Source organism: Streptomyces sp. NPDC031111, from assembly GCF_055570675.1.
The window spans coordinates 171612-186270 of the sequence record NZ_JBVIGS010000016.1 but is presented as its reverse complement, the minus strand read 5'-3'; the positions used below and the strand labels follow the sequence as shown (position 1 = coordinate 186270).

The following is a 14659-nucleotide window of genomic DNA, read 5'->3' as shown; positions in this document are numbered from 1 at the left end:
ACGGGCGTGATCGGGGCCGCGTGACAATGGCCGTATGGCGGAATCGCGGACGGAGCGTGCGCGGCACTGGCAGTACGACGAACTGCCCGGTGTCGATCTGCTGCGTGCCCGGTACATACGCAAGACGTTCATCCGGCACACCCACGAGCACTTCGTGATCGCCGCCATCGCCGAAGGGGCGGAGGTCTTCCACCACGGCGGCGGCGACGTGTACGCGGGCGCGGGGTCCCTCGCGCTGGTGAACCCGGACACCCCGCACACCGGCCGGGCGGGTGTCCCGGAGGGATGGCGGTACGGGGCGGTGTACCCGTCGCCGGAGGTGGTGGGCGCCATCGCCGCCGAGACGACCACCCTGCGCGGCACACCGGGGTTCGCGACGCCGGTGCTCGACGATCCGTACGCCGTCCGTCTGGTGCACCAGGTGCTGCGGGCGACCGACGAGGGCAACGCGCTCGCCGCCGACACCCTGCTCCGGGTCGCGGTGACGCGGCTGCTGCGGCTGAACGGCGGCACGCTGCCGCGACGCGCGGTGCGCTCGGCGGGGGCCGGGATCGCGGCACGCGCGCGGGCCGCGCTGGAGGAGCGGATGGCCGATCCGCCGACGCTGGAGCGGCTGGCCGCCGAACTCGGCACCAGCCCGTTCGCCCTCCTGCGCGCCTTCCGGGACACCTACGGGATGCCGCCGCACACCTGGCTCACCGACGCGCGGGTGCGGCGGGCACGGCGGCTGCTCGACGCGGGGACGGCGCCGTCGGAGGCGGCCGTCGTGGTCGGCTTCACCGACCAGCCGCACCTGAACCGGCACTTCAGCCGGATCGTCGGCGTGCCCCCCGGCGCCTACCAGCGCGAGCGCAAGAACGTACAAGACGCGCGGGGCGGCCCCCTCGTACCGTCCGGGGTGTGGCAACGGAACGGACAGCAGCTCTCGCAGACATACGGGACGACGGGGGAGGGAAGCCGGACGGCGCCGTCGTACGGGACGCCCTCGGGGTCGGGATCGCCGTCGGACTCTCCGGGTTCGCCTTCGGTGTGACCTCGGCGGGCAGCGGGCTCACCCTGCTCCAGACCTGTGCGCTCAGCCTCCTGGTGTTCACCGGCGCGTCCCAGTTCGCGCTGGTGGGGGCGCTGGCAGCAGGCGGGGGCGCGTTCACGGCCGCCGCGGGGGCGTTCTTCCTGGGGGTGCGCAACGCCTTCTACGGGCTGCGCCTGTCGCAGTTGCTGGCGCTGCCCCGCGCGGTGCGGCCGTTCGCCGCCCAGTGGGTGATCGACGAGACGGCCGCCGTGTCGCTCGCCCAGCCCACCCGGCGCGGCGCACGCATCGGGTTCGTGGTGACCGGGCTCAGCCTGTACGTCCTGTGGAACCTCACCACGCTGCTCGGCGCGCTGGGCGCCGAGGCCATCGGCGACACCGACGCGTGGGGTCTGGACGCGGCCGGTCCGGCGGTCTTCCTGGCGCTGCTCGCGCCGATGCTGCGGACCGGCACCGAGCGGACCGTCGCCGGGCTCGCCGTCCTCCTGGGACTCGGCCTGCTGCCCGTCCTGCCGGCGGGTGTGCCGGTCCTGGTGGCCGCGCTCGCGGCACCGGCCGTCCTGTGGGCGCGGGGCCGGAAGCGCGCACCGCGCGGGGACGTATCGGAGGGGGACCGTTGAACATCTGGATCGCGATCGGTGTGACCGCCGTCGGCTGCTACGCCGTCAAGCTCGCGGGGCTGCTGGTGCCCGCCGGGGTTCTCGAACGGCCCCTCGTGCGGCGTCTCGCCGCGTTGCTGCCGGTTGCCCTGCTTGCCGCGCTGACCGCTCAGCAGACCTTCTCCGAAGGGCAGGCACTGGTTGTCGACGCGCGGGCGGCGGGGGTGGCGGCTGCTGCCGTGGCGCTGATGCTGCGTGCGCCGTTTCTGCTCGTTGTGGGAGCTGCTGTCGTCGTGACTGCGGGGGTGCGGGCGCTGGGTGGGTGACGCGGGGCACGGTGTACCCGCGGTGGGTTTTGCTTGCCCGCGCTTGCGGGGTGCCGCTGCGCCCACCCGTGCCGCCCCAGCGGCACGACTGCCCGCAGCTGCGGGCGGCGGGGTGCTCAGGTGATGGGGCGGTTGTAGGCCGTCAGGGTGTTGAGGGCCTCGATTGTGACCATGGGGCGGGACTCCAGGGCGGGGCCCGGGGACCACTGGCGCCAGCGGATGGGCCAGCCGCCGTCCTCCCGTTGTTCGGCCGCCAGGAAGTCCAGGGAGCGTGACATCTCCTCGTCCGTGAACCAGGCGCGCGCCAGCGAGTGCGGTGTCCGCGCGTAGTCGTGCGGGAAGTGGTGCTCCCCCGGGGCGTAGCCGGGGGCGACCGGGTACGCGTCGAGGCCGTCCGGGTCGAGCGCCGCGAGCCGCTGCCGGCGCACCAGACGGCCCAGCCGGTCGGCGGCGGCCTGCGCGCGGGAGCGGTCGGGCGCGTGGTCCAGGAAGGCCACGGCGGCCTGGACCTCGTAGGGATGCGAGGTCTCCAGCGACTCCACGGCCTGCCAGCAGAAGTCCGTCGCGCGGAACAGCCACGCGTGCCACACCTCGTTGCGGTGCAGCAGGCCCACCACCGGCCCGGTGGACAGCAACTCGCCGGGCGGGTCGTCCACGACCGGCACGAAGGGCGCCGTCGGATACCGCCGCTGGCTGGGGCAGATCGCCGGAAGCGCGCCGTCCGCCGTGGAGACGGACGTCAGATAACGGCACACGTCCTCCGCGCGGCGGCCCCCGCACCCTCCCACGGCGTTCAGCACGCGCAGGGCGCGGGCGGTGTGCAGCGGCTGGCTGACCGGGCCGCGCAGATCGGGTTCCAGCGCGTGACCGTAACCGCCGTCCTCGTTGCGGTAGGCGTCCAGCGCAGCCTCCACCGGACCGGCACCGCCGCCCCGGAAGTGGTGGGCGAAGAGGTGCTGCTCGAGCACACGCGCGGTGAGCCAGACGAACCGCTCCGCCCGCGCGAGCGGGCCCTGCGGCCGGGACGTCGGGGGCAGTGGGTCAGCTTCGGTATCGGCCATGGCTCCGACCGTAGGCGGTGGGCGGCGCCGGAAGGCGGCCCCGCTCGAGGCCACCCCCGCAGGCGGGATACTGGGTGCATGCGGTTGACGGTTTTCTGGGAGCGGATGGCGGAGCACTTCGGTGCGGGTTATGCCGAGACGTTCGCGCGCGACCATGTCATGTCCGAGCTCGGCGGGCGCACCGTGCACGAGGCGCTGGCGGCCGGCTGGGACGCCAAGGACGTCTGGCAGGTGGTCTGCGCCGTGATGGACGTGCCCGCGGAAAGGCGCTGATCGTCACAGAGACCGCGGGAGGCGCATGGCAGCCGCCGGCGTGGGCGAGACTTGGTCCGTGGCACCCACTGACGAGACCGGGCAGGCGACCCGGCAATCCACTCCGCCCGGCACGCCGCCGTCCGCCGGGCCTCCGGTGGACCCCATATCCGGGCGGGGCGCCCGCATGCCGCGCTGGCTGCCGCGCGCCATGGTGCTGGCCCTCGCGCTGATCGCCGTGTTCCAGCTGGGCAGCTGGGCGTTCCACCAGCTCACCGGCCTGCTGATCAACGTTCTCATCGCGTTCTTCCTGGCGCTCGCCGTCGAGCCCGCGGTGAGCTGGATGGCCGCGCGGGGAGTGCGCCGAGGCCTGGGCACCTTCCTCGTGTTCCTGGGCGTGCTGATCGCCGCGGCGGGCTTCGTCACCCTGCTCGGGTCCATGCTGGCGGGACAGATCATCAAGATCGTCGAGGACTTTCCGGACTACCTCGACTCCGTGATCAACTGGGTCAACGCGCACTTCCACACCGAGCTGCGGCGGGTCGACATCCAGGAGGGCCTGCTGCGCTCCGACTGGCTGCGCAACTACGTCCAGAACAGCGCCACGGGCGTGCTGGACGTCTCCGCGCAGGTCCTCGGCGGTCTCTTCCAGCTGCTGACCGTCGGCCTGTTCTCGTTCTACTTCGCCGCCGACGGCCCGCGGCTGCGCCGCACCGTCTGCTCCCTGCTGCCGCCCGCCCGGCAGGCCGAGGTGCTGCGCGCGTGGGAGATCGCCGTGAACAAGACGGGCGGCTATCTGTACTCGCGCGGGCTGATGGCCCTGGTCTCCGGCCTGGCGCACTACATCCTGCTCGAGGTCCTCGAGGTGCCCTACGCGCCCGTCCTCGCCGTGTGGGTGGGCCTCGTGTCGCAGTTCATCCCCACCATCGGCACCTATCTCGCGGGCGCCCTGCCCATGCTGATCGCCTTCACCGTCGACCCCTGGTACGCGCTGTGGGTGCTGGTGTTCGTGGTGATCTACCAGCAGTTCGAGAACTACGTACTTCAGCCCAAGCTGACCTCCAGGACCGTGGACATCCATCCGGCGGTCGCCTTCGGGTCGGTCGTCGCGGGCACCGCCCTGCTCGGTGCCGTCGGCGCGCTGATCGCCATCCCCGCCGTCGCCACCCTCCAGGCGTTCCTCGGCGCGTACGTGAGGCGGTACGACGTCACGGACGACCCCCGTGTGCTCGGCCACCGGGGACCCGGCGGAGGCCCGGGTGTCGTCGCCCGCGTCCGTGGGCTGTGGGCCCGCGGGCCGGGCGTGGTGCCACCCCGGAGCGGGGACACCGGCGCCCCCTGAGGGCAGGCCGCACCTGTGACGCACCGGACGGCGGTGTCGCGGGGTGCGGCTTGACACGAAAATCGAACATCCATTCTTATGGACGTGCCGGTGAGGCTCAACGAAGGGTCTTCTGCCCCGGTTTGGGCAGAAAAGAGTCCGCGTTATCCACAGGCCGGAGGTGCGTCGGGGCGCGTTGTCAGTGGCAGGCGTTAGCGTCTTTGACGTGAAGCGATCGACTCAAGCAAATCGGGTGGAACCCATGGCAGGAACCGACCGCGAGAAGGCGCTCGACGCCGCGCTCGCACAGATTGAACGGCAATTCGGCAAGGGCGCGGTCATGCGCATGGGCGAGCGGTCGAAGGAGCCCATCGAGGTCATCCCGACCGGGTCGACCGCGCTCGACGTGGCCCTCGGCGTCGGCGGCCTGCCGCGCGGCCGTGTGGTGGAGATCTACGGACCGGAGTCCTCCGGTAAGACGACCCTGACCCTGCACGCGGTGGCGAACGCGCAGAAGGCCGGCGGCCAGGTCGCCTTCGTGGACGCGGAGCACGCCCTCGACCCCGAGTACGCGAAGAAGCTCGGCGTCGACATCGACAACCTGATCCTGTCCCAGCCGGACAACGGCGAGCAGGCCCTGGAGATCGTGGACATGCTGGTCCGCTCCGGCGCCCTCGACCTCATCGTCATCGACTCCGTCGCCGCGCTCGTCCCGCGCGCGGAGATCGAGGGCGAGATGGGCGACAGCCACGTGGGTCTTCAGGCCCGGCTGATGAGCCAGGCCCTGCGGAAGATCACCAGCGCGCTCAACCAGTCCAAGACCACCGCGATCTTCATCAACCAGCTCCGCGAGAAGATCGGCGTGATGTTCGGCTCCCCGGAGACCACGACCGGTGGCCGCGCGCTGAAGTTCTACGCCTCGGTGCGTATCGACATCCGCCGCATCGAGACCCTCAAGGACGGCACCGAGGCGGTCGGCAACCGCACCCGGTGCAAGGTCGTCAAGAACAAGGTGGCGCCGCCCTTCAAGCAGGCCGAGTTCGACATCCTCTACGGCCAGGGCATCAGCCGTGAGGGCGGCCTGATCGACATGGGCGTGGAGCACGGCTTCGTCCGCAAGGCCGGCGCCTGGTACACGTACGAGGGCGACCAGCTGGGTCAGGGCAAGGAGAACGCCCGCAACTTCCTGAAGGACAACCCCGACCTCGCCAACGAGATCGAGAAGAAGATCAAGGAGAAGCTGGGCGTCGGCGTACGGCCCGAGGAGCCCTCCGCCGAGCCGGCCGCGGACGCCACGGGCACGGCTCCGGCCGAGCCGGCAGCCGTACCGGCCCCGGCGGCCAAGGCCTCCAAGTCCAAGGCCGCGGCGGCCAAGAGCTGACCCGTGACCCGACGAACCGACTGGGCCGAGTACGAGTTCGCCGCCCTCGGTGCCCCACGGGGGAGGGGCACCGGAGACGGCGACGGCCCAGCCGTGGACGGTGACGCGGCGTACGACGACATCACCGGCGGGGCCGGCCCCGGGAGCGGGGGCGGCGCACGGGCGGGCGGCTCGCGTGACGGCGGGCCGCGCGGTGGACGCGGACGCAGACGCCGGACCTTCGGCGAGGCGGCCGTGACGGACGGGGGCGCCTCCTCCTCGTCGAGGGCCGAGCGGGAGGAACCTCCGGGGGACCCGGTCGAGCGGGCGCGGGCGATCTGTCTGCGCCTGCTCACCGGGACCCCGCGCACCCGGAAACAGCTCGCCGACGCCCTCCGCAAGCGGGAGATCCCGGACGAGGCCGCGGAGGAGGTGCTGTCCCGGTTCGAGGAGGTCGGACTGATCAACGACAGCGCCTTCGCGGACGCCTGGGTGGAGTCCCGGCACCACGGCCGGGGACTCGCGCGGCGTGCGCTCGCCCAGGAACTGCGCACCAAGGGCGTCGACCCCACACTGATCGACGCGGCCGTCTCCCAGCTCGACTCCGAGCAGGAGGAGGAGACCGCCAGGGAACTGGTCGCGCGCAAGCTGCGCGCCACCCGCGGACTCGACCGCGACAAGCGGCTCCGCCGCCTGGCCGGCATGCTCGCCCGCAAGGGCTACCCCGAGGGCCTCGCCCTGCGCGTCGTCCGGCAGGCGCTGGAGGAGGAGGGCGAGGACACGGAGTCCCTCGACGGCGGGCCGTTCTGACGCCGACGGGGAACGCGGCCCCGCCCCGGCGGCTCCCGGTATGGGGCCCACGCGGGCGCCCGACGCCACCGCAGGCCCGGCAGCCGCCCGCTCGGATGCTCCGAGCGATGACGGCCACACGGGCGCGCACGTGGCCCGGGCGGCCCTGGCGGGCGACAGGCTTCGCAGCCGCCCTCCCGGGTGCGCTGTCCCTCGTCACCAACGGCGCCCCAGTGGCTCCCGACGAGGGTGTTCGACATGGATCGCCGACGTCACCGGTGGCCTCGTTTCCCGAAGCCGCCGAGCAGGCGCGTGGCCGGCGGTGTCCGCAGTGGTGACACCGTCGCGGGCCCGTTCCGTGGCCCGCCCGTCTCGGTGGAGCCGGCCGACGTGGCGCTCCCGGCGGGACGCCTACGCGGACACCACCGGCAGTCCCGCAGCCCGCCACGCCTGGAAACCGCCCGTCAGGTCCGTGGCCCGGTGCAGGCCCAGACGGTGCAGGGACTCGGCCGCCAGGCTGGAGGCGTAGCCCTCGTTGCAGATCACGACAACGCGCAGATCGTGGTCCGTGGCCTCCGGGAGGCGGTGGCTGCCCCGCGGGTCCAGACGCCATTCCAGTTCGTTGCGCTCGACGACGAGAGCCCCGGGAATGAGCCCGTCCCGCTCCCGCAGGGCGGCGTAGCGGATGTCCACCAGCAGCGCCTCCCCGGCGCGTGCGGCCTCGTACGCGCTCTGCGGCTCGACCCGTTCGTAACCGGCGCGCACCCGCTCCAGCAGTTCGTCGATGCCCATCGCGTCGGCAGCACGTTCGTTCGTCCCGCTCACTGCCAGTCCTCTGGGCGTTCGACCTGCTCCAGGCGGAGCACGTGACCGCTGCGGCTGTAGCGGCGGATCCGCGGCAGCGGCGGATAGTAGGCGTGCACGGAGATCGCGTGGCGGTCCGGGGACTCGTTGAGGACCTCGTGGACGTGGTGCTGCCCGAAGGCGCGCCCCTGTCCGGCCCCCAGCCGGCGTTCCCGGTCCACGCCGTCGGTCAGTTCCAGGGTCTTCCAGCCGTCGGTGGGCAGCCGCGCGGCGAGCGAGTTCTCCCTCAGCTCCCCCGACGCGGTCATGAAGGCCCCGACGGAGTCGGCGTGGTCGTGCCAGCCGGTACCCGTACCGGGCGGCCACCCGATCAGCCAGGCCTCGCTGCCACCGGGACCGTCGAGCCGTACCCAGGTACGGCCCTCGGGGTCGAGCGGAAGGGACGCGATCAGTTCGGCGTCGGCGACGGTACGCCGTACGAAGTCGAGGAGGTCCGCCTGCGTGGGCGCGACCGGCGCGGAGACGGGACGCGGAACAGGGGAGGAGACAGACATGTGCACCGTCCTGGAGAAGGGTTCGCGGAGGCGCGCGGCAACACGTACGAGACGGCCGGTGGCGGCGCGCGGGGAAGAGGGAGGAACGCGAATCAACAGGACGGGCGACACACGCAGCCCGCATAGCGGACGAGGTCCATATGGACCCTCCGCCACAGGTGCACGCAGGTGTCGGTCACGATGCGGAGTACACCATGCGGCCGGGCACCGATTCAACTCATCGTCACCATGTGGACCACAGGGTGACGACGACTCGCCGGGACCGGGACCGGGACCGGCGCGCTCAGCGCGATCCGGCCCCCGCGTCGGCCTTGGCCTCCGCCTCCGCCGTGGCAGGCCCGCCCAGGACCGCTTCCGCCGCCGCGTACAGGTCCGCGGGGCGGACCCCGCTCAGGGCCGTGACCAGGTGACCGTCGGGGCGCAGCAGCAGCACCGTGTGGGCGGCCGCACCCGGATAACTCTCGGCGACCAGCAGTTCGGCCCGGTGCGGCAGCGCCGAGACGGCCGCCGCCAGCCGGGGCATGATCCCGGCCGACACCCAGTGCCGGCGCTCCCACACCCCCGTGCCCGGCGCGATCAGCACCACCAGCAGCGCACCCCGGCCGAGCCGGTCCCGCAGCCGGACGAAGGTGCCGTCCTCCGCCGTGACCCGCACGTCCGTCACCGCCGACCCGGGAGCCGTCGCGATGGGCACCTCGCCCTCCAGCGGGCCGGGAGCGAGCGGTGATCCGGCGTACGTCCCCGGCGCGCCCAGCGCGCCCCGCCCCAGGTGGCCGTCCGTCAGCAGCGTTTCGTGTCCCCGCGCGGCCCCCGGAACGTAGGAACGCAGCCCTCCGCCGCCGCGCACCAGCGGCAGCGCCTGGTCGGCGGCGCGCAGCCGGGCGGCGACGATCGCACGGCGCTCGGTCTGGTAGCTGTCGAGCAGCGCCTCGTGCGGACCGTGGTGCCAGGCCAGTGCCAGCTTCCAGGAGAGGTTGTCGGCGTCGCGCAGCCCCTCGTCCAGCCCGTGCGTGCCCAGCGCGCCGAGGAGATGGGCCGCGTCCCCGGCGAGGAACACCCGGTCGGCCCGCCAGCGCCGGGCCAGCCGGTGGTGGACGGTGTGGACACCGGTGTCCAGCAGTTCGTATGGCGGGGTCGGACCGTCGGTCCAGCCGGCCAGCGTCTCCCGTACCCGGGCCAGCAGCAGTTCCGGGGTGACCAGGTCCTTGCCAGGCGGCAGCAGCCAGTCGAGGCGCCACACCCCGTCCGGCAGCGGACGCGCGGTGATCTCCCCCGCGGAGGGGCCGGACGTACGCCACGGCGGCATCCGGTGCAGCAACACCTCGTCCTCCCAGGGGAGTTCCGTGCGCAGCGCGGCCACGGCGTGACGTTCCACCGCCGTGCGGCCGGGGAAGCGGATGTCCTGGAGCTTGCGCACGGTCGAGCGCGGGCCGTCGCAGCCGACCAGGTAACTGCCGCGCCACCAGGTGCCCCTGGGACCACGGGTGTGGGCGGTGACGCCGGACTCCTCCTGCTCCAGGGAGTCCAGACGGCTGTCCACGGCGAGCCTGACGTGCGGCTCACCCGCGAGGGCCGCGCGCAACGCACCGGTCAGGACGTGCTGGGCGATGTGCAGGGGAGCGGGCTCGGTTTCGCCGAAGACGACCTCGGATGTCACCTGCTTGCGCCGCATCGACCGCCATCCGGCCCAACGGACACCGGCGTGGTCGAGCGGAACACCGGTCAGCCGCTCCACGAGCGCGGCGGTGTCCTCGCGCAGGACGACTGTGCGCGCCGGGCGCGGTTCGTCCTTGCCCGGTCCTTCGTCGAGGACCACGCACGGCACCTCCTGACGTGCCAGCGCCAGCGCGAGCGTCAACCCGACGGGCCCCGCTCCGACGATGATCACCGGGTCCACGGCGCGGCGCCCCCTGCTCGAAGTGACGTCTGAAGGGACGTGGAGGAACAGGAAGATGGAGCAGGGTGCACGATCACAGAACGTATGCAACCTATTGCCGGTGCTTGCGTCAAGTGACCGAAGGCCAGTGGCGATCATGAAATGTGCCCGAGCCCGTAACGCTACTGACTGTTCATCACATGAGTCCGGGGCGTACGGCTCCTCCGCACCCGTCGACGACGGCCGGCACTCGATACGACTGTGGCCCGCCGGAATCCGGCGGGCCACAGTCATGTTCGAGCGTCAGGCGAGCGTCACTTCTCCGCACCGGCCCCGTGCGTGCCCCCGATCTCGGCGGCGTTGAGGTCGTCAACGTCCTCCACACCGAGCACGGCGCCCGTGCTGCGCTTGCTGCGGCGCAGGCGTCCCTCGAGCCAGGAGGCGAACGAGGTGAGGATGAAGTTGAGGACGATGAAGATGATCGCCACGACGATGAAGCTGGGGATGACGTTGGCGTAGTTGGCCGCCAGCGTGGCCCGCGAGTTCAGCAGCTCGGTGAAGCCGAGCATCACACCGCCCAGCGCGGTGTCCTTCACGATGACGACCAGCTGGCTGACGATCGCCGGGAGCATCACCGTGACCGCCTGCGGCAGCAGGATGCTGCTCATGGTCTGGCTCTTGCGCAGACCGATCGCCTGGGCCGCCTCGGTCTGGCCCTTGGGCAGGGCGAGGATGCCGGCCCGGACCACCTCGGCGAGGACCGAGGCGTTGTAGAGCACCAGGCCGGTGACGACCGCGTACAGGGGCCGGTCCGCGCTGCTGACGTCCGTGGAACGGGCGAAGAACTCGTTGGCGAACAGCATCAGCAGCAGCACCGGGATGGCCCGGAAGAACTCGACCACCGCGCCGGCCGGGATGCGCACCCATCGGTGGTCGGACATGCGTGCGATGCCGAGGATCGCGCCCAGTGGGAGGGCGATGACCATGGACAGGGCCGCCGCCTTCAGCGTGTCGGCCAGGCCTGGCAGCAGGTACGTCGTCCACGCCTCGGACGTGGTGAAGGGCTTCCAGAGGGACCACTCCAGCTGCCCCTTGTCGTCCATCACCTGCCAGACCCACCACAGCAGCAGGGCGAGCAGGACGAAGAAGACGACCGAGAAGATCAGGTTGCGCCGCTTGGCCTTCGGGCCGGGGGCGTCGTAGAGAACAGAAGTCATCGCTTCACCGCCAGGCGCTTGCTCAGCCAGTTGAGGAACAGGCCGGTGGGCAGGGTCAGTACCACGAACCCGAAGGCGAACACCGCGCCGATGAGCAGCGTCTGTGCCTCGTTCTCGATCATTTCCTTCATCAGCAGCGCGGCCTCCGCCACGCCGATGGTGGCTGCCACGGTCGTGTTCTTGGTCAGCGCGATCAGCACGTTGGCCAGCGGCCCGATGACCGAGCGGAACGCCTGCGGCAGCACGACGAGCCCGAGGACCTGGCTGAAGCTCAGTCCAAGAGCGCGTGCGGCCTCTGCCTGCCCGACGGGCACCGTGTTGATGCCGGAGCGGATCGCCTCGCAGACGAAGGCAGCGGTGTAGGCGACGAGGCCGAGCACGGCCAGCCGGAAGTACTTGAGCTCGAAGTCGTCCGGCGCGCCCATCGCCAGGCCGAAGATGTCGGCGAGGCCGAGCGACGTGAAGACGATGATGACGGTCAGAGGAATGTTCCGGACGATGTTCACGTAGGCGGTGCCGAAACCACGCATCAGCGGCACCGGACTGACCCGCATGGCCGCCAGCAGGGTGCCCCAGATCAGGGATCCGATGCCCGAGAAGACGGTGAGCTGCACCGTGACCCAGAAAGCGCCCAGCAAGGACGGGTCGTCATAGTCAGAAATAAAGTCGAACACGATCTCCCGCGCTTCCGGGTGTGTGGTCTACGTGGCGGACGCGGCGCGCCGCCGCCCTGATCGCGACGGACGGCGGCGCGCCTTTCAAGACCCCGCGTTGCGGTCCTGGGCTTACTTGACGATGTTGCCGATCTGCGGAGCCGGCTCGTTCTTGTACTCGGCCGGACCGAAGTTCTCCTCGACCGCCTTCTCCCAGGAACCGTCGCTGACCATCTTCTCCAGCGCGTCGTTGATCTTGTTCACGGTCTCGGTGTCGCCCTTCTTGACACCGACGCCGTAGTTCTCGTTGCTCAGCTTCAGGCCGGCGAGCTTGAACTGGCCCTTGTACTGGTCCTGCGCGGCGTAGCCGGCGAGGATCGAGTCGTCCGTGGTCAGCGCGTCCACGGCACCGCTCTGGAGGGCGGAGAGGCACTCCGAGTAGCCGCCGCGCTCAGTCAGCTGGGCGTCCGGAGCGAAGTCCTTCTTGACGTTCTGCGCCGAGGTGGAGCCGACCACCGAGCACAGCTTCTTGTCGTTCAGGTCCGTGGCCTCGGTGATGTCCGAGCCCTTCTTCACCAGCAGGTCCTGGTGGGCCAGCAGGTACGGACCGGCGAAGTCGACCTTCTCCTTGCGCTCGTCGGTGATGGAGTAGGTCGCCGCGATGAACTTCACGTCCCCGCGCGAGAGGGCGTTCTCGCGGTCGGCGCTCTTGGTCTCGACCCACTCGATCTGGTTCGGCTCGTAGCCGAGCTCCTTGGCGACGTAGGTCGCCACGTCCACGTCGAAGCCGGAGAAGGAACCGCCCGGCTCCTTCAGGCCCAGACCGGGCTGGTCGTACTTGATGCCGATCTTGATCTTGTCGCCGCCACCACCGGCGGACGACGAACCGCTGTCGTCGCTGTCGTCACCGCCACAGGCCGTGGCGGTCAGGGCAAGAGCGAACACGGCGGCCGAGGCGGCGGTGACCTTGCGGAGCTTCATGGTGCACATCCTTTGACTCTGGTGAAGTGATGCGGCCCGGTCGGTGTCCGGTGACGCAAGTCGTCGGGGCGCGAGGTGCGCCTCAGTGGTGAAGGATCTTCGACAGGAAGTCCTTGGCCCGGTCGCTGCGCGGATTGCTGAAGAACTGATCCGGCGAAGCCTGTTCGACGATGCGACCGTCGGCCATGAACACCACGCGATTCGCGGCCGAACGGGCGAATCCCATCTCGTGCGTAACGACGATCATGGTCATGCCGTCGCGGGCGAGCTGCTGCATGACTTCCAGCACCTCATTGATCATCTCCGGGTCGAGAGCCGACGTCGGCTCGTCGAAGAGCATGACCTTCGGCTCCATGGCCAGGGCCCGCGCGATGGCGACACGCTGCTGCTGGCCGCCGGAGAGCTGCGCGGGGTACTTCTCCGCCTGTGCGCCCACACCGACCCGGTCGAGCAGGGCACGGGCCCGCTCCTCGGCTTCCTTCTTGTCCTTCTTGCGGACCTTGACCTGGCCCAGCGTCACGTTCTCGAGCACGGTCTTGTGCGCGAAGAGGTTGAAGGACTGGAAGACCATCCCCACGTCGGCCCGCAGCCTGGCCAGCCCCTTGCCCTCGTCCGGCAGGGGCTTGCCGTCGATCGCGATCGAACCGGAGTCGATCGTCTCCAGACGGTTGATGGTGCGGCACAGGGTGGACTTCCCGGACCCGGAGGGTCCGATGACGACGACGACTTCGCCACGGGCGATCGTCAGGTCGATGTCCTGGAGTACGTGCAACGCGCCGAAGTGCTTGTTGACGCTCTTCAGGACGACCAGGTCGCCGGTCGCGGCCACATCTTCCTTGGCCACCGATACTTCGGTCATCGCTCTCAGGCTCCGTCCTCCTCGGTTTCGGAGGACAGTAGTAATCCTCCAGACCTGCGTCATTACATCTGAGGGGAATCTGAGCATCACGATCCGATAGCAATCGGACACCTGTCGTAGCACTTGTGAGCAGGGGTGATTTCGGCGAGGTAACGGTACGAAAGAGCAACCGGAACCCTCTTGACGCCGTCCACGTTCATCGGCGTCACTGCAAGGTGCACGCGCGCGTGCACGCGTTTTTGTACACATGGAGAGCGTACGGCCGATGAACCGAAGGGGGCCCTGGTGAGACTGCTTCTTGTCGAGGACGACAACCACGTCGCCGCCGCCCTGTCGGCGGTTCTGGCGCGGCACGGGTTCGACGTGACCCACGCGCGCAGCGGCGAGGAGGCACTCCAGGCGCTCGTCCCCGAGGGCAACGGCTTCGGCGTCGTCCTGCTCGACCTTGGCCTGCCCGACCAGGACGGTTACGAGGTCTGCGGCAAGATCCGCAAGCGCACCAGCACCCCGGTGATCATGGTCACCGCGCGGTCCGACGTACGTTCCCGCATCCACGGCCTCAATCTCGGCGCGGACGACTACGTGGTCAAGCCGTACGACACGGGGGAACTGCTCGCCCGGATCCACGCCGTCAGCCGTCGCTCCGTCCACGAGGAGGCCACGGGCAGCACGGAGACCGAGCTGCGGCTCGGTCCCGTACGCATCGAGCTGCCGACCCGCCAGGTCAGCGTCAACGGCTCGGCCGTCCAGCTCACCCGCAAGGAGTTCGATCTGCTCGCCCTGCTGGCCCAGCGGCCGGGGGTGGTCTTCCGCCGGGAACAGATCATCAGCGAGGTGTGGCGCACCAGCTGGGAGGGGACCGGGCGCACGCTGGAGGTGCACGTCGCCTCGCTGCGGGCCAAGCTCCGTATGCCCGCCCTCATCGAGACCGTGCGCGGCGTCGGTTACCGGCTCGTCGCGCCCACGGCGTAGCGGGG

Annotated in this window: 17 protein-coding genes; 8 read left to right on the top strand and 9 right to left on the bottom strand. The window is 70.8% G+C overall.

Annotated elements, in window-relative coordinates:
- The first annotated feature begins 34 nt into the window (after positions 1 to 34).
- The 3 genes from ACZ470_RS29380 to ACZ470_RS29370 are packed head-to-tail and all read left to right on the top strand — an operon-like array spanning position 35 to position 1955.
- On the top strand, positions 35 to 1033 hold the full coding sequence (locus ACZ470_RS29380) for an AraC family transcriptional regulator (RefSeq protein WP_468432054.1): 999 nt from the start codon (positions 35 to 37) through the stop codon (positions 1031 to 1033).
- A complete protein-coding gene (locus ACZ470_RS29375) occupies positions 934 to 1650 on the top strand; it encodes an AzlC family ABC transporter permease (RefSeq protein ID WP_468432088.1) in 717 nt (238 codons plus the stop codon). Before ACZ470_RS29380 ends, ACZ470_RS29375 begins: the two co-directional genes overlap by 100 nt.
- Complete coding sequence (locus tag ACZ470_RS29370) at positions 1647 to 1955, top strand: AzlD domain-containing protein (RefSeq protein WP_468432052.1); 309 nt, start codon at positions 1647 to 1649, stop codon at positions 1953 to 1955. Before ACZ470_RS29375 ends, ACZ470_RS29370 begins: the two co-directional genes overlap by 4 nt.
- A 116-nt stretch (positions 1956 to 2071) precedes the next feature.
- On the opposite strand, the gene ACZ470_RS29365 is transcribed toward ACZ470_RS29370, so the two are convergent.
- Complete coding sequence (locus ACZ470_RS29365; RefSeq protein WP_468432050.1) at positions 2072 to 3016, bottom strand: hypothetical protein; 945 nt, start codon at positions 3014 to 3016, stop codon at positions 2072 to 2074.
- A 78-nt stretch (positions 3017 to 3094) separates the two neighbouring features.
- Here ACZ470_RS29365 and ACZ470_RS29360 point away from each other — a divergent pair, with 78 nt between their 5' ends.
- From ACZ470_RS29360 to recX, 4 genes are all read left to right on the top strand, one after another.
- Positions 3095 to 3289: a DUF3046 domain-containing protein gene (locus tag ACZ470_RS29360; protein ID WP_468432048.1), complete on the top strand. Its 195-nt coding sequence runs from the start codon at positions 3095 to 3097 to the stop codon at positions 3287 to 3289.
- A gap of 58 nt (positions 3290 to 3347) precedes the next feature.
- Positions 3348 to 4610 (top strand): AI-2E family transporter, encoded by a 1263-nt coding sequence (locus ACZ470_RS29355; RefSeq protein WP_468432047.1) that lies wholly within the window; start codon positions 3348 to 3350, stop codon positions 4608 to 4610.
- 241 nt (positions 4611 to 4851) lie between these two features.
- Positions 4852 to 5970 (top strand): recombinase RecA, encoded by a 1119-nt coding sequence (gene recA, locus ACZ470_RS29350; protein WP_468432045.1) that lies wholly within the window; start codon positions 4852 to 4854, stop codon positions 5968 to 5970.
- Between the two features lie 3 nt (positions 5971 to 5973).
- A complete protein-coding gene (recX, locus tag ACZ470_RS29345; RefSeq protein ID WP_468432043.1) occupies positions 5974 to 6759 on the top strand; it encodes a recombination regulator RecX in 786 nt (261 codons plus the stop codon).
- A gap of 390 nt (positions 6760 to 7149) precedes the next feature.
- On the opposite strand, the gene ACZ470_RS29340 is transcribed toward recX, so the two are convergent.
- The 8 genes from ACZ470_RS29340 to ACZ470_RS29305 all read right to left on the bottom strand — a co-directional run bounded on the left by ACZ470_RS29340 (position 7150) and on the right by ACZ470_RS29305 (position 13682).
- Positions 7150 to 7530: a rhodanese-like domain-containing protein gene (locus ACZ470_RS29340; protein ID WP_468432086.1), complete on the bottom strand. Its 381-nt coding sequence runs from the start codon at positions 7528 to 7530 to the stop codon at positions 7150 to 7152.
- A gap of 29 nt (positions 7531 to 7559) precedes the next feature.
- Positions 7560 to 8096: a cupin domain-containing protein gene (locus ACZ470_RS29335; protein ID WP_468432041.1), complete on the bottom strand. Its 537-nt coding sequence runs from the start codon at positions 8094 to 8096 to the stop codon at positions 7560 to 7562.
- A gap of 92 nt (positions 8097 to 8188) precedes the next feature.
- Complete coding sequence (locus tag ACZ470_RS29330; RefSeq protein ID WP_311710492.1) at positions 8189 to 8260, bottom strand: putative leader peptide; 72 nt, start codon at positions 8258 to 8260, stop codon at positions 8189 to 8191.
- A 119-nt stretch (positions 8261 to 8379) separates the two neighbouring features.
- Positions 8380 to 9993 carry an FAD-dependent monooxygenase gene (locus ACZ470_RS29325; protein WP_468432039.1) on the bottom strand — a complete coding sequence of 538 codons (1614 nt, stop codon included), beginning with the start codon at positions 9991 to 9993 and terminating at the stop codon, positions 8380 to 8382.
- A gap of 293 nt (positions 9994 to 10286) precedes the next feature.
- Positions 10287 to 11189: an amino acid ABC transporter permease gene (locus tag ACZ470_RS29320; RefSeq protein ID WP_468432038.1), complete on the bottom strand. Its 903-nt coding sequence runs from the start codon at positions 11187 to 11189 to the stop codon at positions 10287 to 10289.
- Positions 11186 to 11863, bottom strand: coding sequence for an amino acid ABC transporter permease (locus ACZ470_RS29315; protein WP_468432036.1), 678 nt, complete (start codon positions 11861 to 11863; stop codon positions 11186 to 11188). Before ACZ470_RS29315 ends, ACZ470_RS29320 begins: the two co-directional genes overlap by 4 nt.
- A 111-nt stretch (positions 11864 to 11974) precedes the next feature.
- Complete coding sequence (locus ACZ470_RS29310) at positions 11975 to 12823, bottom strand: glutamate ABC transporter substrate-binding protein (RefSeq protein ID WP_468432034.1); 849 nt, start codon at positions 12821 to 12823, stop codon at positions 11975 to 11977.
- An 82-nt stretch (positions 12824 to 12905) separates the two neighbouring features.
- Positions 12906 to 13682 carry an amino acid ABC transporter ATP-binding protein gene (locus tag ACZ470_RS29305; protein ID WP_468432032.1) on the bottom strand — a complete coding sequence of 259 codons (777 nt, stop codon included), beginning with the start codon at positions 13680 to 13682 and terminating at the stop codon, positions 12906 to 12908.
- 285 nt (positions 13683 to 13967) lie between these two features.
- On the opposite strand from ACZ470_RS29305, the gene ACZ470_RS29300 reads away from it, so the two are divergent.
- Entirely contained in the window at positions 13968 to 14654 is a 687-nt protein-coding gene (locus ACZ470_RS29300; RefSeq protein ID WP_468432029.1) for a response regulator transcription factor, read from the top strand.
- Positions 14655 to 14659: the final 5 nt, after the last annotated feature.